Consider the following 21,589-nt stretch of genomic DNA (forward strand, 5'->3'; position numbering starts at 1 on the left):
GGGCGAGGTCGATTCGCGCTCGCGTCCTCTCCATCGCGCTCGTGCCCAGTTTCGCGCTCCTGCTCATCGGGGCGACGCTGGCCGGCTACCTCATCTACCAGTCCGTCAAGCTCAAGGACTTCGCCGACCAGGCACGGGAATCGGTCATGCCGGTCGCCGGGTTCGTCACCGCGGTTCAGGAGGAGCGCAGGCTGACGCTGGAGCAGCTCGCCGCGCCCGCCGACGAGCGCAGGCCGCTCGACGAGCCCCGCCAGGAGACCGACCAGGCACGCGAGGCCGTCACCGCGGCCATCGGCGAACTCGCCGACGGCGCGCCGCCCGCGGTGAGCGATGCGGCGGGCAGGCTCTCCGAGCTCACCGCGCAACTCGCCGTCAACCGTGCGCAGGCCGACGCCGGGCAGCTCTCGCCCAAGGCCACCTTCGACTACTACAACGAGCTCCTCGACGTGTGCGCCGCCGCGTTGCAGGGTGCCGCGCGGGACGCTCCGGACGCCGAGGTCGCCGCCGAGCAGGTCACCGCGCTGCAGCTCTTCGCGAGCGCGGAGGGCATGGCCCGTGGCCACGCCCTGGCTACCGTGGCCGACCGGGGCGAGGGCTTCTCCGCCGAGGACTTCCGCGGGTACGTCGAGGAGATCGGCGGTTACCACTCGCAGCTCACCGCGGCGGTGCCCGGCATGGCACCGGAGGTTCGCGCGAGCTACGACCAGCTCGTCGCCGGGGACCCGTGGGCGAAGGTGACGACGGTCGAGAACACCTTCGTCGAACGCGGTCTCGACCAGCCGGGCGGCCGTGCGGAACCGCTGCCCGTCGAGCCCGCCGAATGGCAGGCCGCCGCCCGGCAGGTCGCCGACCAGCTCCTGCAGCTCTACACCCAGCACACCGCGGCCGCGACCGTGCTCGGTACCGCCGCCGCCGAGGACAGCCTGATCACCACGCTGATCGGCGCGACCGCCGTCGTCCTGGCCGCGGTGACCGCGTTCCTGGTGGCGCTGCGCCTGTCGAACCGGCTGGTCGGCCGTCTGCAGCGGTTGCGTGAGGAGACCTTCGACCTTGCCGACGAACGCCTGCCGCGGATCGTCGAGCGCCTGCGCACCGGCAGGCCCGTCGACCTCGACGACGAGGTCGCCCCGCTCTACCACGGCACCGACGAGATCGGGCAGGTCGCGGAGGCGTTCAACACCGCGCAGTTCACCGCCGTCGCCGCGGCCGTGCAGGAGGCGGAGACCAGGGAGGGCACGCGGACGGTGTTCCTGGACATCGCGCACCGCAGCCAGGTCATCGCGCACAAGCAGCTCGAGGTGCTGGACGAGGCCGAGCGCAGGCAGGAGGACCCGGAGCACCTGGACCTGCTGTTCAAGCTCGACCATTTCGCCACCCGGGCCCGGCGCAACGCCGAGAACCTGATCATCCTCGGTGGCGAGCGGCCGGGCCGCCAGTGGCGCAACCCGGTGCCCGTCGTGGACGTGGCGCGCAGCGCGCTGTCCGAGACCGAGGACTACACCCGGGTCGCCGTCGGCCAGTTCCCGCCGGTCGCGGTGGACGGCGCCGTCGTGGCCGACCTCATCCACCTGCTGGCCGAGCTGGTGGACAACGCCACCACGTACTCCCCGCCGGAATCGCCGGTGCGGCTGATCGGCAACGCTTCCGGCCGCGACCTGGTGCTGGAGGTCGAGGACCAGGGCCTCGGCATCGACCCTGCACGGCTCACCGAGTTCAACGCGACCCTGGACGATCCGCCGGACTTCAGCGTCATGGCGCTGTCCAGTGAGCCGCGGCTCGGCCTGTTCGTGGTCGGTCAGCTCGCCGTGCGGCATGGTATCTCGGTGACGCTGCGCGAGTCGGTGTACGGCGGGGTCCGCGCCGTCGTGCTGGTGCCCGAAGAACTGCTCACCGAATCCGCCGCACCCGCCCAGCCGGAGCCGGAGGCACCTCGGCGCGCGCAGCCGGACGAGGGTGCCGCCGCGCCCCGCCTGCCCCGCCCGCGAAGGCGGCCCCGGCCGTACCGGGCGCCGGTGACAGGCCCGCCGAAGCCGTACGCCGTGCCCGCCTTCGAACCGGAACCGGCCCCGGCAGCGGAACCGGCTTCCGTGGCGGATCCCGCGCCGTCGCCGGAACTGCCGGTCCGGCAACCGTCCAGGGGGCCGGTGGCCCGCCGGTCAAGCGCCGAGGAGACCCCCGAGGTCACCGTCCAGCTCGACGCGGTGCGATCCGGGGAGCCGGCCTGGCCCGCCGTCGAGGAGCCCGCCGCGGAGCCCGAGCCCGCGGGCGGGTTGTTCGTCGACCGGCATCCCGCGCCGAGTCAGGCCGAGCAGCCGCCGGTCGCCGCGCACCCGCCGGTGTTCCAGCAGCGGTCGGTCGCCGAACCGGCCCCTGACGGGGCGCCGCCCCCGTTGCCGAAGCGGCGCAGGCAGCGGAACCTGGCTCCACAATTGGAGAGTCCACCGCAGCGCCACGACGAGCAGGACCAGTGGGTTTCACCGGAACGCGCGCGCCAGCGGCTGTCGGCGTTCCAGGACGGCACCCGCAGGGCCCGGCAGGAGCAACGTTCGCAGTGATCGGAAGGGCAGTGGGCACAGCAATCCCGAACGCGGGAGCAGGTGTGGTTTCGGAGGAAGGGAAGGCCATGGGCGAACCGGACGTCAGCGAACTCGACTGGCTGCTCGACGACCTGGTCGAGCGGGTCGTCGGTGCCGAACGCGCCGTCGTGCTGTCGGCGGACGGGCTGCTGATCGGCCGGTCCGCGCGCTTGTCCGCCGAGGACGCCGAGCACCTTTCCGCGCTGGCGTCGGCGTTCCAGAGTCTCGCCCGCGGCACCGGCCGCCATTTCGGTGGCGGCGACGTCCGGCAGACCGTGGTCGAGATGGACAGCGCTTTCCTGGTGGTGACCGCCGCGGGCAAGGGCGCGTGCCTGGCGCTGCTCGCGGCGGAGGACGCCGACATGGGCATGGTGGCGTACGAGATGAACCTGCTGGTCCGCCGAATCGGCGGCGTGCTCGCCGCGCCGCGCAACCCGGTGGCCGAACCGGCGGCAGATCGCGCCCCATGATGAGGCGTCGCGAGGAGAGATGGTTCGACGAGGCGGCGGGCCCGCTCGTCCGCCCCTACGCGGTCACCCGCGGCCGTACCCGTTCCGACGTCTACGGCCTGGACCTGCTCACGCTGGTGGTCGCCGTCCCGTCCGGCAACGGGAACGCGCACCTCCAGCCGGAACACGCGCAGATCGTCCGGCTGTGTCAGTACCCGCTCTCGGTCGCCGAGGTCAGTGCCAGGGTGGACCTGCCACTCGCCGTGGTGAAGGTCCTGCTCGGCGACCTGATCGAACAGAGACAGCTCATCTTCCGCTCGGCGGCGCCGTCGTCCGAGGTCCCCGAAAAGCACGTACTGCAGGCGGTGCTCGATGGTATCCGGAAACTCTGACGCTCTCGCGTCGCTGTCGATGACGGCCGTCAAGGTCGTCGTGGCCGGCGGCTTCGGCGTGGGCAAGACGACGATGGTGGGTGCGCTCTCCGAGATCGCCCCGCTGCGCACCGAGGAGATGCTGACCGAGCGCGGTGTCGCCGTGGACGACCTGACCGGTGTGGAGAACAAGACGACCACCACCGTCGCCCTCGACTTCGGCCGCATCACCATCAGCGACGACCTGGTGCTGTACCTGTTCGGCACGCCCGGCCAGGACCGGTTCTGGTTCATGTGGGACGAGCTCGCCTCGGGTGCGATCGGCGCCATCGTGCTGGCCGACACCCGCCGTCTCGACTCCTGCTTCCCGGCGGTCGACTTCTTCGAACGCCGTGGCACCTCGTTCGTGGTGGGCGTGAACTGCTTCGACGGCGACCAGCCCTACGACATCGAGGAGGTACGCGGGGCGCTCGACCTCGACGACTCGGTGCCGATCATGCTGTGCGACGCGCGGGAACGGCGGTCGACCCGGGACATGCTGGAAGCCCTGCTGCGCTACGTCATGGGCAAGCAGACGGCCGCCGTGCACTGACCAGGCCAGGCGCCTCGCTCAGCCGGTGGCGCCGTCCTCGCTGAGCACCGTGACGTTCTTCAGCGTGCCGCCGAAGTTGATGCGCACCTTGACGCGGTCGCCGTCGTGCGCGCCGCAGTTGCGCGCGTCCGCGAGGGCGGCCTCCAGCTCGCCGAGCGTCATACCGCGCTTCTCCTCGGTGGCCCGGTAGGTGATCTGCTGGCTGCGGGGCATCGGTACTCCGGTTGGCTCGTGGGCGGGATACGGGCGGTGACCCCGCGCCGATATCGGCAATCGTGCCAGCCGGAACCGCCCCGTGGCGGGCGAATGGCCGTGGCGGTGCGTGGCGGAGAGACTTCCGTGCTGCGCCACCCGCATGAACTTGACCCGCTCACCGGGCGCCGGTACCCGGGGACGGGACAATGTCGGGAGACCGCAGCACCACGCCGGAAGATCGGGGAAAACCCAATGACGGACTACGGAATCGACGTCTCGCACTACAACGCCGTCGAGGACTGGAATGCCGTGCGGGGCAACGGAATCTCCTACGCACTGCTCAAGGTCACCGAGTCCACCGACTATGTGGACGACACCTCGGCCGGATACGCGGACGGAGCGCGCGGTGCCGGAATCGCCGCGGGCGGCTACCACTTCGCCCGGCCGGTGGACGTCGGCGCGCAGGTGGCGCACTTCGCCGACCGGCTGAACGAGCGCGGTCTGCTGGCACCCGGCAGTGTCTGGCCGGCGCTGGACATGGAGGCGGAGGGCTTCGGTGACCCGAACCCGTTCGTCGCCGACTTCATCGGCCAGTTCCGGGCGCGCACCGGAGTAGCGGGCATGCTCGTCTACGCGAACCTGAACTGGTGGAACAACATTCTGCGGCCGGACGAGTGGGCCGACGACAACGTGCTGCTGTGGATCGCCCGCTACAACGGCGACCCCGGCAACCCGGGCTGGGCGCACCCTCGGCTGGCGCTGCACCAGCACAGCGACAAGGGCGTGGTGCCGGGCATCGCCGGGGGCGTCGACCGCAACGCGACCGTCGGCGGGTACGTGACCGGCAGCTTCCTCGTACCGTGACCGGCAGGCTGTGACTGTGCGTACCGAGGGCAGTGACCAGGCGTGGGAATTGTGCTGGACCGACGACGAGTCGGTGCAGCTCGCGCTGTACCTGCGCGACGTCCTGGCGCTGTCGGTGGACACCGACCCGTTCCTGCCCGCCGTGGATCCGGGCGTGCCGGTGGAGGTCCCACCGCACATCGACCGGGCCGAGGTGCAGCGGCAGTGGCCGATGTGGTGGGAGGCGGTGCTCAGTTTCTCGGCGAACCGCCGCAAGGGCGGGCCCGCGATGCCGGAAGCGCTGGCCGAGGACTCGGCGATTTCCGTTGCCGTGCAGCATTTTCGGGACTCGTTCGCGCGGCGGCCACGGGGCGATTCGCCGTCCCGGCGGCCGTCGCACACGAGTAACGTCGGTGCCATGGTCCGGGAGCTGGAGGAGGAGCGGGGACGTAAGGTACGGCCCTTCCAGGCGACCGTGACCGTGGTGTCGGTGGATGGCGAGGTCTGGCACCGCCTGTCCCGCACGCACGTGCTGGCGTCGAGGCGCTTCGCCGCCGACCAGGCCGCGTGCGAACGGGCACTGCGGGAACTGGTCACCGACCTGTTCTAGAGCTTGCGCAGCCGGACCCGGTTGATCGAGTGGTCGGAATCCTTGCGCAGCACCAAAGTCGCCCGCGGACGGGTCGGGCGGATGTTCTCCACCAGGTTCGGCTGGTTGATGGTCGTCCACAGGTGGCTCGCTTCGGCGCGCGCCTCGTCGTCGGGCAGCCCGGCGAAGTGGTGGAAGTGCGAGGCCGGGTCCGCGAACGCGGTGTGCCGCAGGGTCAGGAACCTTTCCACGTACCAGCGTTCGATGTCCTCGGTGCGCGCGTCGACGTAGATGGAGAAGTCGAACAGGTCCGACACGGTCAGCCGGGGGCCGGGCTGCAGGACGTTGAGGCCCTCCACGATCAGGATGTCCGGCTGCCGTACGACCTGCTCCTCGCCGGGCACGATGTCGTAGGCGAGGTGGGAGTAGACGGGGGCGCTGACCTCGTCCGCGCCGGACTTGACGTCCGAGACGAACCGCAGCAGCGCGCGCCGGTCGTAGCTCTCCGGGAAACCCTTGCGGTGCATGATTCCCCGGCGTAGCAGTTCCTCGCGCGGGTAGAGGAATCCGTCGGTGGTGACGAGATCGACGCGGGGATGGTCGGGCCAGCGGGCGAGCAGGGTGCGCAGGATGCGCGCGGTCGTCGACTTGCCGACCGCCACGCTGCCCGCGATGCCGATGACGAACGGGACCTTGGTGCTGCGTCCTTCCTCGCCGAGAAAGGTGGTGGTCGCCCGGTACAGCCGCTGACGGGCGGCGACCTGGAGGTTGATCAGCCGGGACAGCGGCAGGTAGACCTCGGCGACCTCGGCCAGGTCGACCAGTTCGCCGAGACCGCGCAGGCGCACCAGTTCGTCCGAGGTGAGCGGGAGCGGTGTGGCGCGGCGGAGTTCCCGCCACTGATCGCGGTGCAGCTCGACGTATGGGCTGAGCTCTCGGACCCGCGGCATTCGAAGACTCCTCGCCATCGAGGGCTGGACCACTTGTCGACCGCAGAACGGTCACACTTCTGCCTTGCGTCGTCCAACGGTAAATCAGCCCGGCCACTCTGGCGCTGTGATGAATTTCTCCTGAACGCGCCGATCCTCGGATCTGACCCGGTTTTCCGACGCTGACCTGCGAAAGTTTCCACGCCTGTCCGGCCGGTGCCGTGGGTGCGTAACCTGGTCACGTGTCACGGATCGCTTACTTCGGGCCGCGGGGGACGTTCACCGAGCAGGCCACACGCGCCCTCACCGACGGCGACGAACTGGTCCCGGCCGAGACGATCCACGCCGCGCTCGCCGCCGTCCGCAAGGGCGAGGCCGACGGGGCGTGTGTGCCGGTGGAGAACTCGGTCGAGGGCGCGGTCACCGCGACCCTCGACGGTCTCGCCGAGGACGAGCCGCCGCTGGTGGCCGTGGCCGAGGCGCTGCTTCCGGTGCACTTCACCGTCGTCACCGGTTCCGGCGGCGGTCCGATCCGTACGGTCGCCAGCCACCCGCACGCGCTCGCCCAGGTGCGCGAGTGGCTGCTGGTCAACCTGCCGGAGGCGCGCCCCACGGCCGCGTCCTCCACCGCCGCCGCCGCCGTCGGCGTCGTCGAGGGGCAGTTCGACGCGGCCGTGGTCGCACCGGTCGCCGTGGAGCACTACTCGCTGGACGTGCTGGCGACCGGGGTCGCGGACGTGGCCGACGCCCGTACCCGCTTCGTGCTCGTCCGGCCGCCCGGGGAACTGCCGGAACCCACCGGCCACGACCGGACGTCGATCGTCGCCGCCGCCGCGAACCGCACCGGCACGCTGGCCCGGCTGCTCGCCGAACTCGCCTCGCGCGGGATCAACCTGACCCGGCTGGACGCCCGCCCGATCAAGGGCAACTTCGGCCACTACCGGTTCTTCGTCGACTTCGAGGGGCACGTGTCCGAGCCGCGCATCGGTGACGCGCTGGCCGGGTTACGCAGGCAGTGCGCCGAGGTGCGGTTCCTCGGGTCGCACGCCCGCGCCGACGGCGTCGCCGCCACGATCGACAGCGGCGCGGGCAACGACGTATTCACCGGCGCCACCGACTGGGTGGACGCGATCAGACGAGGAGAACTCGCGTGAAGCTGTACCTGATCCGGCATGCGCAGAGCACCGCGAACGTCCGCAAGGCGCTGGACACCGCGCTGCCCGGCCCGCCGCTGACCGACCTCGGTCGCGAGCAGGCCGAGGCGCTGGCGGACGAGCTCGCCGACGTGCCGGTTGCGGCCGTCTACGCCTCGGAAGCCACTCGCGCCCAGCAGACGGCGGCCCCGCTCGGCCGTTCGAAGGGCCTGGACGTGCAGGTGCTCAAGGGCGTGCAGGAGGTGTACGTCGGCGATCTGGAGGGCAACACCGACCGGGAGTCCATCCAGACCTATGTGGACACCGTCGGCCCGTGGCTGCGCGGCGACCTCGGCGGTGCCATGCCGGGCGGGGAGAGCGGCGAGCAGGTGCGTTCCCGGTACCTGGGCGCCGTCGGTGACCTGCGCGCCAGGCACGCCGACACCGATCCCGATGCCGTGGTCGCGCTCGTCAGCCACGGTGGCGCCATCCGGCTCGGCGCGGACTGGCTGTCTGACAACGTGCGACCGGAGTTCGCCGACGTCGGGTTGCTGCCCAACACCGGCATCGTCGTGCTCGAAACGCTGCCCGACGGCGGTTGGACCTGCCTGCGCTGGGCCGGCGTCACGGTCTGACCGGCACCTGATCGGTTGTCCACAGACTTGTCCACAGTCCGTCGAGTTGTCCACAGCCGTCGGTGATCGCTGACAGCACTCATCCCGTGTCGCACCGTGATCCCCAGGGGAGACGACAGGGGGAGCCATGAGTGGTTTCGGCGCGAGGATCGACGAGATCCGGCAGACCGGGGAGGCCGCGGCGAGGGCCGCCGACATCGTGCGCGGAGTGAACGCCGGTGGTGCCTGGCCGGAAGGGGAAGCGGGAATTCCCGGGGCGAAGGCGGTCGCCAAGCTGGAGGCCGTCCGGCATGCATGGCAGCGGATCCAGGCCGATTCGGCGTCGGCTCTGGCCGAGCACGCGGACAGCGTGACCTCCGCCGCCGGCCTGTACGCGAGCAGCGACCACGCCGCGCGGGAAGCACTGTCCACAAAGGAAGCTCCGTCCGGCGGAATCGCGGCCGTCTGATGGTGACCTGGGCAGACGCCTCCCGCTGGGAGCCCGCCCCGCTCGCGGACGCGGTCGGGGCGCTCAACGCCGAGTACAACAAGCTGCTCCCGGCCTCGGAGGATCTACGCAAGCTGACCACTCCGTACGGCTGGACCGGCGAGGCCGCCGACGCTGCGAGCGCCAAGGTCACCGAGATGGTGGACGGGCTGGAGGAGTGGGCCGCGGAACTGGCCGCCGGGCGCATGGCCGCAGCGAACGTCGGTGACGCCGTCGTCGGTGTGAAGAACGGTGTTGAGGAGGTCAGGAACCTGGCCGGAGCGCAGAACTTCACCATCGCCGACGACGGCGCCGTGATCGACAACGGGCCACCGCCCGGTACTCCGCCGGAACAGGCGGAAGCCGTCGCCGGCGAGCGCAGGCAGTTCGCCGCGGAACTGGCCGAACGGGTCAAGCAGGTCATGCAGAGCGCAGAGGACGTGGACACCGACTTCTGTTCGGTGCTCGATCGCATCCTCAACCACCAGGTCTTCGACGCCACCACCAACGACAACTCCGCCACCAACCTGTCCGCGGCCGGTAGCGCGGGCATCCAGGCCGGCGGCCTGACCATCCCGGCGCCGCCGCCCGAAGGGGCCACCGCGGCCCAGAATGCGGCCTACTGGGCCACGTTGTCAGACCAGCAACGGCGTCAGCTCGCGATGGACCACCCTGGGCTGGTCGGACCCCGAGACGGCTTCACCGCCACCCACCGCGACATCGCCAACCGCTCCCTGCTGGGACAGGAACGGGGTGAGTTGCAGCGCGAGCGCGGCGACCTTCAGCGTCGTCTGGACGGCCTGAAGGAGAGCGACCCCAGCGAGATGGACGAATACCACGAGATCGAGGACCAGCTCAAAGAACTGGACGAAAAGCTCGGTGGCATCGAACAGGTAGACGCTCGTTTGAACAATCCCGACCTGCCTCCTGCATTCCTTCTTGGGATCAGTGGCGACAACGCTGGCCAGGCGATCATCGCCAGTGGAAACCCCGATACGGCTGCCAATGTCGCAACATACGTTCCGGGGACCGGCTCTGGTTTGCCGGGGATTGAAGGTGACATCACTCGTTCCGACCGCATGTTCGCCGAGGCGCAGAAGGCTGGTTCGGAGTCCACGTCGGTAATCACGTGGGTCGGGTACGACGCCCCCCAAAGCATATTGCCGGACGCGGCGAGCAAGACATTCGCCGACAACGCCGAGCAGAGGCTACACAGCTTTCAGGCCGGCTTGGAGGCGAGTCACCAAGGCGAGCGTGCGCACAGCACTGTGGTGGGACACAGTTACGGGACGACGGCGATCGGCCAGACTGCCAGGGATCATGGGCTGGCTACTGATGACGTCATCTTCGTTGGTAGTCCCGGTGTTGGTGTTGATCACGCCGATCAGCTCCGTTTAGATGGTGTGCCAGCCAGTCAGGTAAGCGATCACGTGTACTCCACGGCTGCACCCACTGATCCAGTGCCACTAGCCACAAACTTCCGTACCCCAGAACTCGACGGCGTGGATCCGCTGGGGCCGGACCCGACCACCGAGTGGTTCGGTGGACGTCAGTTCGCCGCTGAGGCGACGAGCCCGCTCGACTCTCACAGCGACTACTGGGAGCCGAACTCGTCGTCGTTGAGGAAGATGGGGCAGGTCATTGCCGGAAGCTGAGATATCTGTACGACTGTGGACGCGACGGGTGGCCGCCACGGCTGCCGCGGCCATGTCCGGTTTCGTGTTCAGCGCGTGCGGGGAGGAACAAGTGTCACCGGGAAACGATCAGGGCCAGCCGACGATCACTGCTCAGCAGGCAAAGGAACAGACCGAGCGTGACGTCCGCGAGCTTGTGACGGCACTGCCTGCGGGAGCCCGATTGGAGAAGCTGCACTACGACCAGGGGCCTTGTACCGACGAGTCGGGCGCGGGCTTCGGAAAGCGTGTGCAACCGAACGTCTCCTACTGGGTGCGTGACCTTGATCCGGCGCAGTACAACATTCATTTCGATGCGATGAAAGCGTGGCTGCAAGGGCACGGTTGGATCGTGCGAAACGATGACCGCCCCAGCGACATGTTCCTCAACGCCTTCCGGGAGCGGGACCAGTTCACCATGTCATTGCAGGCGAACAAAAAGGGCGGATTGACTTTGGGTGCGTCCTCGCCGTGCGTCTGGCCGGAAGGTACGCCCGAGCCCGAGAACTGAACCTTCGACTCGTCTATTGAGGCTGGCACAACCGTATGATGCCTTCTTCACCAACCGAGCCAATCCGTGCGGCTGGAGCGTCCGTGGCCGCCTGGCTTGCCCTGAGGTCCGTCTAACGGGGGAACTTCGCCCTCGGTGCGGATGGGTGGGTGACGGGCAGGTGGATGCCGGACTCAGCCGAGGAGCTCCCTGCGTCAGGCGGGGTGGGCCACGCGCCGGGCTGCCACGAACGAGACGCCTGGAGGGTGAAACGCCTGGTGCCGGGCTTCGACACGGAATGCCGGGGGTGTGTTTCTCACCTACCGTCGTCGGTGCAGGAGCAACCCGGACGCCGATCGGACGTCTACCGGAGTAGTCACCCGGCATACGGAGGCGAAGTGATGATGGTACGAGGCAGGATCCCGACCATGACACTGCTGGCGGTCGGAGCAGCAGTGGCGATCGCGGGCTGTGGCCAGTCCTCGGGCGACGACCAGGCCGCCCCGCCGCCCTCGGCTCCCTCCAGCTCGGCGTCCACCGATCCGTCGACGACACCACCGAGCAGCGAGTCCAGCGAACCGGAGCCGAGCAGTGAGCCCGCACCGGCCCCGCCACCGCAGGCCTCCGGCGACTGCAGGGCGAACGAACTCGAGCTTTCCATCGGCCAGGGGGACGCGGCCGCGGGCACCGTCTACAAGCAACTGCGGTTCACCAACGTCGGCGACCGGGAATGCACGGTTCAGGGCTGGCCCGGCGTGTCCTACGTCGGCGGCGACGACGGGCACCAGATCGGCGAATCGGCGTTCCGGGAGGGTGAGAAGGGCGGGGCGATCGAGCTCGGCAAGGGCGAGTCGGCGTTCGCGGACATCGGCATGGTCAACGTCGGCAACTTTGACCAGGCCCAGTGTGAGCCGGAACAGGTCCGCGGGCTGCGCGTCTATCCGCCGCAGGAGACCGAATCGATGTTCGTCCAGCTCGACGGCACCGGCTGCCGTGGCGACGATATCCCCGGCAACCAGCTCACCGTCAAGACCATCCAGAAGGGCTGAGACCGAGGGCATGACCGACAGTTCTCGGTCGACATCCGCCTCGACATGATTACCGCGACCATGGAATCGTCGGACGGGCCTAAACTTGTCCGCACAGGCGGTTCGCCTCACGCAGGTGCCAGCGTCCGCCGATGTCGCCGAAGTTCAGGCTGACGACCATGCTGTTCACCCCGTCGATGTGCTGGGCGAGCTTGTCGTAGCTGTCGCCGGTCTCGGCCGCGGCGGCGGCCAGCGCGCGGGCCGCGGCGAGCCGTTCCAGCGTTCCCGGCGTGAGCGAGGCCGCCCGCGCGAGTGTGTTCCCGGAACTGTCCGGCAGGGTCCCGACCCGCTCCAGGGCCGCGCAGGCCGCCCGCGCGTCCGTCGCCGCGCCGGGCGTCACCGCCGACAACCCCCACAGCAGGCCCAGCACCAGTGCCCCCACCGCGAATCCCGTCACCGCCGCCACAACCGGCTTCCGCCGGTCCGGCGACAGGACGTCCACCTGCACCGGTTGAACCATTTGGCCTCCCGTGTCCGGAGCAACGGTTCATTCCAGCACCACGGGCGATCGGACACCAGAGCCGATGCGGTTCAGGCCGCGGAACGTTCGTTCACCTCGGCCGAGTACGCCCGCAGCAGCAGCACGGCCAGCGCCGCGATCGCGATCTGCAGCGCCCCGGACGCCGCGAAGGTGACGCCGGCGCTGCCCACCGCCCGCGTCAGCAGCCCGCCGAGCAGCGCACCCACCGGGATCGCCCCCCACACCACCGTCCGCCAGACACCCAGCACCCGGCCCAGCAGCGCGTCCGGCACCAGCGCGTGCCGCAGCGTCCCGAGCACCACGTTGCCCGTCACGATCGCCGCCGCGAACACGCCGAACAGTGCCGCCGCCGCGACCGCGTCGGTGACGAAACCCATTGCCACGAAAGCGATCCCGGTCGCGGTCATGCTGCCCGCCAGCACGCCCAGCCTGCCAGCGGAACGGATCAGCCGGGGCGCCAGCGCGGCCCCGGCCAGCCCGCCGGCACCGCCGACGAACGCGAACAGTCCGAACGCCGCCTCGCTCAACCGCAGGTCCTCCAGCGCGTAGAGCACGAGCTGCGCCTGTGCCAGTTCCACCGCGAGACTCAGCAACCCGGCGACCAGCACCAGCCGGGTCAGCAACCGGTGCCCGCGTAGCCAGCGCAGCCCTTCGGCGAGATCCGTGCGCAACCGGGCCGGTGCCCGCTTCGCCGGACGGGAGCGACAACCACCGGTCACGCCCAGCAGCAACGCGGCCGCCAGCACGAAACCCACCGAGTTCAGCAGGAACGGGGACGCGGCGAACACCACGAAGGTGAGACTGCCGAGCGGGCCACCGAGGAACGTCTGCCCGACGATCTCGGCCGCCTGCAGCTTGCTGTTCGCCCCCTCCAGCCCCGGCCGATCGACCATCGACGGGATCAGCACGTTCGCCGCCGTGTCGGCCACCGTCTCTGCCGTCCCGATCAGCAAGGCCGCCACGTAGACCAGCCAGATCGACACCGAGCCGGACAGCACCAGCAGACCGGTCGCGGCAACCACCCCGGCCCGCGCCAGGTTCGCGCCGATCATCGCCCGTCGCCGGTCGACCCGGTCCATCAGCGCGCCCGCCGGCAGGGCGAACAGCAGCCACGGCAGGAACTGCGTCGCGGCCAGGCCGGCGATCAGCACCGGGTCGCGGGTCAGGGTGGCCGCGAGGAGCGGGAAGGCGACCTTGCCGATGCCGTCGCCGAGATTGGACACGGCACTGGACGCCAGCAGCCAGTTCAGCGGCCGGCTGACCACCCCGTCGCGCATCACCCATTCCCCGCCCCGTCGGCACAGCACCGTCGAAGTGAGGTTCGGGTCGCGGTCCGTGTTCGTTACCTCGCGCAGCGTGGATACACCGAATGCGCGTCGACTACATTCGAACGGCCGCGTGGCCGACGACCGCGACGGCGAAACCTCAAGCGCCGCAGGAGTTTCCGGCGGTCGCGGTAGGTCACCGAAGGCGGGAGCCCGGGTCCTGCCGCTACCCGGTTCGGCCCAGTGATGGTGCGCGCACGGTCACCGGGACGCCTACTCGCGGGAGAGCGGAACGCCGGGCAGTGCCGTCAGCACGCCGTGCTTCGCCCGCTCCAGCGTCGCGACCGCGTGCCTGCCCGTCACCTCGATGGTGGTGACGGCGTTGCCGAAGTGCGGGCCCGAGGTGTTCGTCCACTTCACCGGCAGCATCTCCACCCCCGCCCGCTTCGCGAACACCTTCGCCACCGCGGCCAGCGGACGCCACCAGCCCGCACGGAACACCCACGGCATGAACCAGGGCACCGCGTTGTGCACCGGTGAACAGGTGAGCTGGAAGACCCCGGCCTTGGTGGGTTCCGGATAGGTCGCCTCGGCGACGTAGGCGTGGTGCACGTCCCCGGACAGCACGGCGACCGTGGACGGGGCGGGGTCGTCGCAACTGATCCGCCGGATCAGTTCGGTCAGCCGGTCGAAGGAGGCGCGGAACGCCGGCCAGTGCTCCAGATCCGCCCCCTGACGCAGTTTCTCCGCCCACCGTCCGCGCCGGCCCGTACGCATGCAGGCACGTTCGTTGGCCGACTGGACGTGGGAAAGCGCGTTCGGCATCAGCCACGGAATCGTCGAGCCGATCAGCAGGTGGTCGTAGTCGCCGCGCGCGTGGTCCTCGATCCAGCCGAACTCGTCCTCGCTCACCATCATCCGGTGCCCGTCGGCGAGGATGCGGCCCGCGCGGGTGTCGATGACCAGCAGGCGGACCCGGCCGAAGTCGCGGCGGTAGCTCCACCGGGTCGCCTTGGCGCCGTCGGCCTCGGCGTCCGCCCGGTCGGCGAACTCGCGCAGCGCCGGGGCGTTGTCCACCCCGGACTTCCGCACCTGCTGGAACAGTTCGTTCTCCGCCAGCTCCTCCGGGCCGAGATTGCCCAGGTGCTGGTAGATCCAGTACGACATGAAACCGCCGCGGATCCGCTCCGGCCACCACGGTTCCCGCTGGATGTCGTCCCGCCAGGCCTGCGAGGTGTTCCAGTCGTCCCGCACGTCGTGATCGTCGAAGATCATCGACGTCGGCACGGTCGACATCAGCCAGCGCAGCAACGGATCCCGCCACGCCTCGTGGTACAGGTGCGAGTACTCGGCGAAGTTCGCCACCTCCACCCCGGGGCCCTCCTCCAGGCTGCGCCGCTGGGAGATCCACTCGCGCGTCTCCGTCGTGGTCTCGTCGGCGTAGACCTGATCGCCCAGTAGCAGTAAGGATTCCGGCCATTCGGACTCGGCCAGCGTCGACATCCGCCGGGCGTAGGCGACCAGCGCGTCGGAGCCGAGTTCCGGAGCCTGGCGAGGTTTCCGGCAGGAACCGAACACGATCCGGAACCGTCGGTCCACTGTGGACGCATCGGGGTCGGCGTCATTGCCGTCGGTGTTCTGCCCCGGCGCGGGCAAGGTGCGGATACGGCTCGGCGGCAGCCTCGAACCCGGCTCCGGCCACACCAGCCGGTCGTCCAGACGCACCTCGTAGGACGTGCTGGTGCCCGGCCGCAGTTCGGTCAGCACCAGCACGGCGTAGTGGTGGCCCTCGATCTCGAAGGTGTCCGCGGCGGCCGCGCCCACGACGACGCGGCACGGTGCGGAGGTCTCCACCCACAGCGTCGCGGAGTCCTCGTCCACGTGCCGCAGCATCGGGCCCAGCAAGAGTTCGGTCATCGGGTTGGTCGCCTCCGCGGGCTGATCCGGGCCGCGTCCGGGGTGGTCCGGGCGCGGCATCACGGCGGTCACCTGACCGCGTGAATGGGGGTTGGGGAGTTGGGGGAGTGGTGGAACCGCGTCGGGTCAGCGGTGGGGCGCGGCGGCGTCCACGCCGGGGATGTCCCCGTTGCGGAACGCGTCGACGAACAGACTGTGGTCCTCCCGCGTCTGCTCCGCGTACCGCAGGCCGAACTCCGTCATCGCCGACACCAGTTTCTCCTCGCCGTCACCGATGACGGCCGCGATCGCCTCCTCGCTCTGGAAGTCCACGAGCGACTGCTCGGAATCCGAGTCCGAGACGCAGTGCATTTTCGCCGTGGCCCGGCCAAGGTAACCCAGTACCGGCGCCATCTCCACCGGTTCGGTCAGGTCCGACCAGTCAAGATCGTTGACATAAGGGGACAATTCGCTCACCACGAAGCCGACGCCGTCCAGATCGGTGTAGCCCAGCCACGGGTCCGCGTGCGCCTGCAGCGCCCGCTGCGACACCGCCGTCCGGTGACCCTCGTGCCGGAAGTAGTCCCGGATCCGCCGGTCGTCCACCACCCGGCTCGCCGCCGCCACGCCGCCCTGCTTCATCGACAGCACCACGTCGTTCTCCAGCGCCTGGGTGCGTCCCTCGACCAGGATGTTGTACGCGGGCAGCCCGGCCGAGCCGATGCCGAACCCGCTGCGCCCCACCACGTCCTTGACCAGGTACGTGTCGTTGCCGAACCTTTTCGACTCCGGAATGGTGTGCAGATACCGGTCGAACGACTCGGACACCGCGGCGCGTTCCGCGTCGCCAAGTATCCGCACCCCGGGGCTGTGCCGGAACCGGCGTTCGTAGTCCTCGATCGTCGTCAGGCCGTCCAGCAGATCCACCCGGGTGTTCAGCCGGGCGCTGCGCAGCACGTCGCGCAGCACGCCGTCGGTGCTGTCGAGCTGGAGCTTGAACAGTTCGTCGCCGGGGTGCTCGGCGAACTGCCGCACCTGCGCAACATAGGAACGGACGTAGGTGCCGATCAGCTCGGCGATGTCCGCGTCGGAGATCGCCTTGCTCCACGCCAGCAACGCCACGCTCGCCGACAACCGGCGCAGATCCCAGGTGAACGAACCCAGGTACGCCTCGTCGAAGTCGTTCACGTCGAACACCAGCGTGCCCGAGGAGTCCATGTAGGTGCCGAAGTTCTCCGCGTGCAGGTCACCCTGGATCCACACCCGGCTGGTGCGCTCGTCCGCCCACGGATCGTCGTCGGTGGCCATGTCCGCGTAGAACAGGCAGGCGGTGCCGCGGTAGAACGCGAACGGGGCCGCCGCCATCTTGCGGAACTTGCGGCGGAAGGCGGCCGCGTCGGCGCGCATCAGGTGGTCGAACGCCTCCACCAGCACGTCCACGATCTCCGCCTGCCTGCGGTCCGGGCCGCCATCCCGGATCCGGTCGACGATGCCTGTCATGGTTTCCCTCCAGTCAGGGCGTGAAGCCGGTGCGCTCGGCGCAGAACTTCCACAGCCGGTCGCGGTCCGATGCCTGCTCGCGGGTGAACGGCAGGTAGTGCGCGGGACGCATCGCCCGGTCCTGCCAGAACCGTCCGGACTCGCGGCCCGCCTCGTCCGAGGCGACCAGCCACACCGCGGTGTCGACGCCCTGCTCCGGCGTCCGCAGCAACGGGCCCATGATCTTGGCGAACCCGGGCAGCGAGTCCGTGACGCCCGGGGTGGCCGCCCAGCCCGGGTGCATGGCGTGCACGGCGATGCCGTCTCCGCTGAGCCTGCGCCCCCAGAGCTGTGCCAGCACCACCTGCATTCGTTTGGTCCGCGCGTACGCCGAGGCGCCCTTGTAGGTGCCCGCGCGGTACTGCGGATCGTCGATCTCCAGTTTCTGCGCGTACATGCCGCCGGAGGACACGAACACCACCCGGCCGCTCTCGGCCCTGCGCAGCGCGGGCAGCAGCAGCCCGGTCAGCAGGAACGGGCCGAGGACGTGCGTGGCGAGGGTGAGCTCGTTGCCGTCCTCGGTCTCGGTGCGTTCCGGTGGCAGCACGCCGGCGTTGTGGATGATCGCGTCCACGGTGTCGTGCTCGGCGAGGAACGCCTCGGCGAACTCGCGCACGGACGCGGGCGAGGACACGTCGCACCGGTCCACGTGCAGCTCGGCCCCCGGCGTCCGGCGGGCCACCTCCTCGCGCGCGGCGGCGCCCTTGTCGACGTTGCGCACCACCAGGTGCACCGTCGCGCCGAGCGCGGCGAGCTGGGCGGCGGTCGCCTTTCCCAGACCGGAGTTGGCACCCGTCACCAGCACCCGCTTGCCGCGCAGCGCGTCCGGCGGCAGCGGATCCCAGCTCCGCCTGCGCAGCGCGTAGCCGAGCTTGGAGTAGCCGGGAACGACGAGTCGGTCGGCCAGGGTGTCGAGGACTTTCGCGGCGATGGTCATCGCCCCCGAGCGTGCCACCACCGGCGTCCCTTCGCAGTTCACGACGCCCGCGGCGGCCCGGTCAGCCCCAGCCGAGTTCGTGCAGGCGGTCGTCGTCGATGCCGAAGTGGTGGGCGACCTCGTGCACGACCGTGATGGCGACCTCGTCCACCACGTCCTCCTCCGACTCGCACATCTCCAGGATCGGGCCGCGGTAGATGGAGATGCGGTCCGGCAGGACGCCGCCGTAGTCGGAGTTGCGCTCGGTGAGCGCGATGCCGTGGTAGAGGCCGAGAATGCCCGGTTCCTCGTCGTTGTGCTCCTCCACCAGCACGACGACGTTGTCCATCGCCTTCGCGAACTCCGGTGGGAGTAGATCCAGCGCGTCCGCCACGAGCTCCTCGAAGCGTCGTAGCGACATGTCGACCGGCACCGCCTCAGCCGTCCGTTTCCGAGGCCGTCGTGGGCTCGCCCTCGGGCGGGGCGCTCTCGCTCGGCTCCCCTTCGGCGGGCGGGTCGGCTGGGGGCGCTTCCGGCGCGGGTGCGTCACCGGGGGCGGGCGGGGCACCGGGCGCCGGGGCCGGTGCCTGCGGCGGGGCGCCGGTGCCGGTCGACTTCACCGTGCCGGTCACCGGGGCGAGCCCGCTGCCGTCCGGCAGCTTGGCCCCAACCGAGCAGTTGACCAGCGTCGATCCGGCGTTCCAGCTCGCTTCCTCGCGCAGGTCCCAGGTGAGGATCAGCCCGTCCTTCGCCAGATCCCGGCCGCCCGTGTACTCACCGGCGAGCCGGGTGCACTCGGTATCCAGGAACGCCTGCTGGTCCTCCCTGGACGGGAAACCGTCCGGGAACTTCTCACCGAGGTTCACCTCGGCGACGATCTCGTAGGCATGCGGCTTCGTGCAGCCGATCGGATCGCCGACGGTCTTGCCGGTCAGCGCCAAGCAGGAGCCGACCTTCCAGACGTCCGACTGCTCCTGCTCGGCGGCGGGCCCGGTGATCTTCTGCAGACCGCCGCCGGGGCCCGCCCACTGGATGCCGCAGCGCAGCTCCCGGTCGCCCTCGTCCCACTGATCCTCGGTCGGCCGCAGCACGCCGAGCGCGAGCCTGCCGTACGGGTCGAGCGGCTTGCCGAGGTAGGTGTTCGCCCCTTCCCGGCACCGCTCCTGGGCGATCTGCCGCCACAGCGGCAGATCCGGGGAGGCGGCGCCCGGCGGGTACTTGTCGCCGATCGACACCACGCCGGTCACCTCGAACAGGTGCGACTCCGCGCATGGCACCGTCCTGGCGTCGTTCGCATCGGCCGCGTCCCAGGTCAGACAGCTTCCGGGAGGGGAGTGGAAAGCGGCCCGCGCGGCGTCCGACTGCTCGGGGCTGCCGCCACCGCTGCCACCCGCCCGGCCGGGGGCGCTCTCGCCGCCGAAGAGCAGACTGGCCGAGAGCGCGACGATCGCGCCGACGAACAGACTCCCCATCAGGAGCCACGTTCTCAGCTTTTGTTTCGACGGACGAAACCGATCGGGCGCGGCAGACATCTACTCCATGATGCCTGCGCCGCTCACAACGCACACCCCGTGGGTGGATAGTGTGGGTTACACGCCGGTACCTCAAGTTCGCGGTGGCCATCGGTTACGGAGCGCTCGATGACGGATCAGAACACGCCAGGGGGAAACGAACCCCCAGGCTCACAGGAACCACCCAAGCGTGGCTCGATACGACGGCAGGACGAGTCGACTACGCCACGTGAGCCCTCGCTCGCTGAACAGCGTGCCCGCCGGAAGGCGGAAGAGGACGCGCGCAAGCAGGCGATCGCCGACCGGGAGGCCGCGGAGGTGGCCGACCGCAAGGCGGGCACCAAGCGGAAGGTGCTGATCGGTTCCGGCGTCACCGTCGGGATCGTCGGCCTGGTCGCGGCCTGGTACGCCGCCGTCCCCGAGGACGTCGAGGCGGTGTGTGCCGACAACTCCGAGACGATCGCCGACGACCGGAACTGCGATGAGGACTACGTCCGTTCCCAGGGCGGCTACTCGTCCGGCGGGTTCCTCTTCCTGCCGCTGCCCGGCGGTGGTTACAACCAGTACCGGTACAACTACGGCGGCACCGGCACGGTCGGCGGCAAGGTCTCCGGCGGCAGCTACGACAAGCCGTCCAGCCGCGCCGGGGTGACCACCAAGTCCGGCAAGTCCGTGCAGCGTGGTGGTTTCGGCGTCAGCGGCAGCAGCGATTCCGGCAAGAGCGGAGGCTCGTAGGTGCACCGCGAGCGCAGCACGCCCCGTCCCGACTGGAAGAGCAAAGTCGAGGAGCAGGGGCTGGTCTTCGGCACGCCGGCCAGGGACGCGAGCGGCAAGTCCCGCCCGTACTGGGACGAGTCCGTGCACTACGTGTTCCCGATGGACGAGATCCTCTCCGTCGAGGCGGACGTGGAACTCCTGCACTCGATGTGCCTGGACGCCGTCGACAACGTGATCCTCACCGAGCGGTACCGCGACTTCGGCATCCCGGAGTGGGTGTGGCCGCACATCGAGGCCTCGTGGAAACGTCGCGACCCGCACGTCTACGGACGCTTCGACCTGCGCTACGACGGCAAGAGCCCGGCGAAGATGCTGGAGTACAACGCCGACACCCCGACCTCGCTGCTCGAGGCCGCCGTCGTGCAGTGGTACTGGAAGACCGAGGTCTTCCCCGAGGACGACCAGTGGAACTCGATCCACGAGCGCCTCGTCGAGCGCTGGCAGGAGATCGGCAACCTGCTGCCGTCCAACGAACTGCACTTCACCTGGTCCACCGCCGACTCCTCCGGTGAGGACCACGTCACCACGGCGTACCTGCAGGAGACCGCGGCCGAGGCCGGCCTGGACACGGTGGGCCTGGCGATCGAGGAGATCGGCTGGGACCCGCTGCTCAAGCGATTCGTCGATCTCGAGGAAGCGCCGATGAACACCGTCGTCAAGCTCTACCCGTGGGAATGGGTGGTGGACGAGGAGTTCGGCAAGTTCGCGGCCGAGTCGCTGCCGCAGACGTTGTGGGTCGAGCCGCTGTGGAAGATGCTGCTCTCCAACAAGGCGCTGCTGGCGATCCTCTGGGAGAACTACCCCGGCCACCCGAACCTGCTGCCCGCCTTCCTGGACGACCCCGGCCTGCTCACCGAGTACGTCCGCAAGCCGAAACTCGGGCGTGAGGGTGCCAACGTGCAGATCGTGGCCACCGGCTACGAGACGCAGACCGGTGGCGTCTACGGCGCGGAGGGCTACGTCTACCAGGCCTTCGATCCGCTGCCCGAGTTCGACGGCTTCCGTCCCGCGCTCGGCGCCTGGATCGTCGGCGACAACGCCGCCGGCCTCGGCATCCGGGAGACCGCCGGGCTGGTCACCGACGACGGCGCGGCCTTCGTGCCGCATCGCATTCCGGAGAAGTAGCCGGGCCGGAAACCGGACACTCGGCCCCAACGGGCACAATCGCCCACCAG

23 protein-coding genes are annotated in these 21,589 nt (G+C 69.9%); 14 read left to right on the top strand and 9 right to left on the bottom strand.

Annotation, left to right across the window (positions count from 1 at the left end):
• The first annotated feature begins 41 nt into the window (after positions 1–41).
• The 4 genes from CFN78_RS09900 to CFN78_RS09915 all read left to right on the top strand — a co-directional run bounded on the left by CFN78_RS09900 (position 42) and on the right by CFN78_RS09915 (position 3,988).
• Positions 42–2,555: a sensor histidine kinase gene (locus CFN78_RS09900; RefSeq protein WP_240519365.1), complete on the top strand. Its 2,514-nt coding sequence runs from the start codon at positions 42–44 to the stop codon at positions 2,553–2,555.
• Between the two features lie 68 nt (positions 2,556–2,623).
• Positions 2,624–3,046 (top strand): roadblock/LC7 domain-containing protein, encoded by a 423-nt coding sequence (locus CFN78_RS09905; RefSeq protein WP_094862387.1) that lies wholly within the window; start codon positions 2,624–2,626, stop codon positions 3,044–3,046.
• Positions 3,046–3,417: a DUF742 domain-containing protein gene (locus CFN78_RS09910; RefSeq protein ID WP_094862388.1), complete on the top strand. Its 372-nt coding sequence runs from the start codon at positions 3,046–3,048 to the stop codon at positions 3,415–3,417. Before CFN78_RS09905 ends, CFN78_RS09910 begins: the two co-directional genes overlap by 1 nt.
• Positions 3,398–3,988, top strand: coding sequence for a GTP-binding protein (locus tag CFN78_RS09915; protein ID WP_094862389.1), 591 nt, complete (start codon positions 3,398–3,400; stop codon positions 3,986–3,988). Before CFN78_RS09910 ends, CFN78_RS09915 begins: the two co-directional genes overlap by 20 nt.
• A gap of 18 nt (positions 3,989–4,006) precedes the next feature.
• Here the strand turns inward: CFN78_RS09915 and CFN78_RS09920 are convergent, their stop codons facing one another.
• Positions 4,007–4,201, bottom strand: a complete 195-nt coding sequence (locus tag CFN78_RS09920) for a hypothetical protein (protein WP_094862391.1) — start codon at positions 4,199–4,201, stop codon at positions 4,007–4,009.
• Between the two features lie 234 nt (positions 4,202–4,435).
• On the opposite strand from CFN78_RS09920, the gene CFN78_RS09925 reads away from it, so the two are divergent.
• Positions 4,436–5,047, top strand: a complete 612-nt coding sequence (locus CFN78_RS09925; protein ID WP_165777504.1) for a glycoside hydrolase family 25 protein — start codon at positions 4,436–4,438, stop codon at positions 5,045–5,047.
• A gap of 10 nt (positions 5,048–5,057) precedes the next feature.
• Positions 5,058–5,636, top strand: a complete 579-nt coding sequence (locus tag CFN78_RS09930; protein WP_094862394.1) for a hypothetical protein — start codon at positions 5,058–5,060, stop codon at positions 5,634–5,636.
• On the opposite strand, the gene coaA is transcribed toward CFN78_RS09930, so the two are convergent.
• Complete coding sequence (coaA, locus tag CFN78_RS09935) at positions 5,633–6,565, bottom strand: type I pantothenate kinase (RefSeq protein ID WP_094862396.1); 933 nt, start codon at positions 6,563–6,565, stop codon at positions 5,633–5,635. The two genes, CFN78_RS09930 and coaA, sit on opposite strands and share 4 nt — an antisense overlap.
• A gap of 221 nt (positions 6,566–6,786) precedes the next feature.
• Between coaA and pheA the strand changes: the two genes are divergently transcribed.
• From pheA to CFN78_RS09965, 6 genes are all read left to right on the top strand, one after another.
• Positions 6,787–7,698, top strand: coding sequence for a prephenate dehydratase (pheA, locus tag CFN78_RS09940; protein ID WP_094862397.1), 912 nt, complete (start codon positions 6,787–6,789; stop codon positions 7,696–7,698).
• Positions 7,695–8,312, top strand: coding sequence for a histidine phosphatase family protein (locus tag CFN78_RS09945; RefSeq protein ID WP_094862399.1), 618 nt, complete (start codon positions 7,695–7,697; stop codon positions 8,310–8,312). Before pheA ends, CFN78_RS09945 begins: the two co-directional genes overlap by 4 nt.
• 127 nt (positions 8,313–8,439) lie before the next feature.
• Positions 8,440–8,760 (top strand): hypothetical protein, encoded by a 321-nt coding sequence (locus CFN78_RS09950; protein WP_094862401.1) that lies wholly within the window; start codon positions 8,440–8,442, stop codon positions 8,758–8,760.
• Positions 8,760–10,433 (top strand): alpha/beta hydrolase, encoded by a 1,674-nt coding sequence (locus tag CFN78_RS09955; protein WP_094862402.1) that lies wholly within the window; start codon positions 8,760–8,762, stop codon positions 10,431–10,433. Before CFN78_RS09950 ends, CFN78_RS09955 begins: the two co-directional genes overlap by 1 nt.
• A gap of 28 nt (positions 10,434–10,461) precedes the next feature.
• Positions 10,462–10,962, top strand: coding sequence for a hypothetical protein (locus tag CFN78_RS09960; protein WP_094862404.1), 501 nt, complete (start codon positions 10,462–10,464; stop codon positions 10,960–10,962).
• Positions 10,963–11,369: 407 nt separating this feature from the next.
• Positions 11,370–11,990 carry a DUF4232 domain-containing protein gene (locus tag CFN78_RS09965; RefSeq protein WP_240519366.1) on the top strand — a complete coding sequence of 207 codons (621 nt, stop codon included), beginning with the start codon at positions 11,370–11,372 and terminating at the stop codon, positions 11,988–11,990.
• A 79-nt stretch (positions 11,991–12,069) separates the two neighbouring features.
• Here the strand turns inward: CFN78_RS09965 and CFN78_RS09970 are convergent, their stop codons facing one another.
• From CFN78_RS09970 to CFN78_RS10000, 7 genes are all read right to left on the bottom strand, one after another.
• The gene (locus CFN78_RS09970; RefSeq protein WP_094862406.1) at positions 12,070–12,489 is read right to left on the bottom strand and encodes a hypothetical protein; all 420 of its coding nucleotides are present in this window, start codon (positions 12,487–12,489) and stop codon (positions 12,070–12,072) included.
• Positions 12,490–12,560: 71 nt separating this feature from the next.
• Positions 12,561–13,787 (bottom strand): MFS transporter, encoded by a 1,227-nt coding sequence (locus tag CFN78_RS09975; protein WP_094862407.1) that lies wholly within the window; start codon positions 13,785–13,787, stop codon positions 12,561–12,563.
• 261 nt (positions 13,788–14,048) lie between these two features.
• Positions 14,049–15,692, bottom strand: a complete 1,644-nt coding sequence (locus CFN78_RS09980) for an alkaline phosphatase D family protein (RefSeq protein ID WP_094862683.1) — start codon at positions 15,690–15,692, stop codon at positions 14,049–14,051.
• Between the two features lie 126 nt (positions 15,693–15,818).
• On the bottom strand, positions 15,819–17,171 hold the full coding sequence (locus CFN78_RS09985) for a DUF2252 domain-containing protein (RefSeq protein ID WP_094862409.1): 1,353 nt from the start codon (positions 17,169–17,171) through the stop codon (positions 15,819–15,821).
• 13 nt (positions 17,172–17,184) lie between these two features.
• Entirely contained in the window at positions 17,185–18,147 is a 963-nt protein-coding gene (locus tag CFN78_RS09990) for an SDR family NAD(P)-dependent oxidoreductase (RefSeq protein WP_094862684.1), read from the bottom strand.
• 61 nt (positions 18,148–18,208) lie between these two features.
• Positions 18,209–18,559 carry a metallopeptidase family protein gene (locus CFN78_RS09995; protein ID WP_094862410.1) on the bottom strand — a complete coding sequence of 117 codons (351 nt, stop codon included), beginning with the start codon at positions 18,557–18,559 and terminating at the stop codon, positions 18,209–18,211.
• A 4-nt stretch (positions 18,560–18,563) separates the two neighbouring features.
• Positions 18,564–19,658, bottom strand: coding sequence for a septum formation family protein (locus tag CFN78_RS10000; RefSeq protein ID WP_094862412.1), 1,095 nt, complete (start codon positions 19,656–19,658; stop codon positions 18,564–18,566).
• 108 nt (positions 19,659–19,766) lie between these two features.
• Here CFN78_RS10000 and CFN78_RS10005 point away from each other — a divergent pair, with 108 nt between their 5' ends.
• Both CFN78_RS10005 and CFN78_RS10010 read left to right on the top strand, forming a co-directional pair.
• Positions 19,767–20,372: a hypothetical protein gene (locus tag CFN78_RS10005; protein WP_094862413.1), complete on the top strand. Its 606-nt coding sequence runs from the start codon at positions 19,767–19,769 to the stop codon at positions 20,370–20,372.
• Positions 20,373–21,539 (top strand): glutathionylspermidine synthase family protein, encoded by a 1,167-nt coding sequence (locus tag CFN78_RS10010; protein WP_094862415.1) that lies wholly within the window; start codon positions 20,373–20,375, stop codon positions 21,537–21,539.
• Positions 21,540–21,589: the final 50 nt, after the last annotated feature.

The organism is Amycolatopsis antarctica (assembly GCF_002262875.1).
GTDB classification, from domain to species: Bacteria; Actinomycetota; Actinomycetes; order Mycobacteriales; family Pseudonocardiaceae; genus Amycolatopsis; species Amycolatopsis antarctica.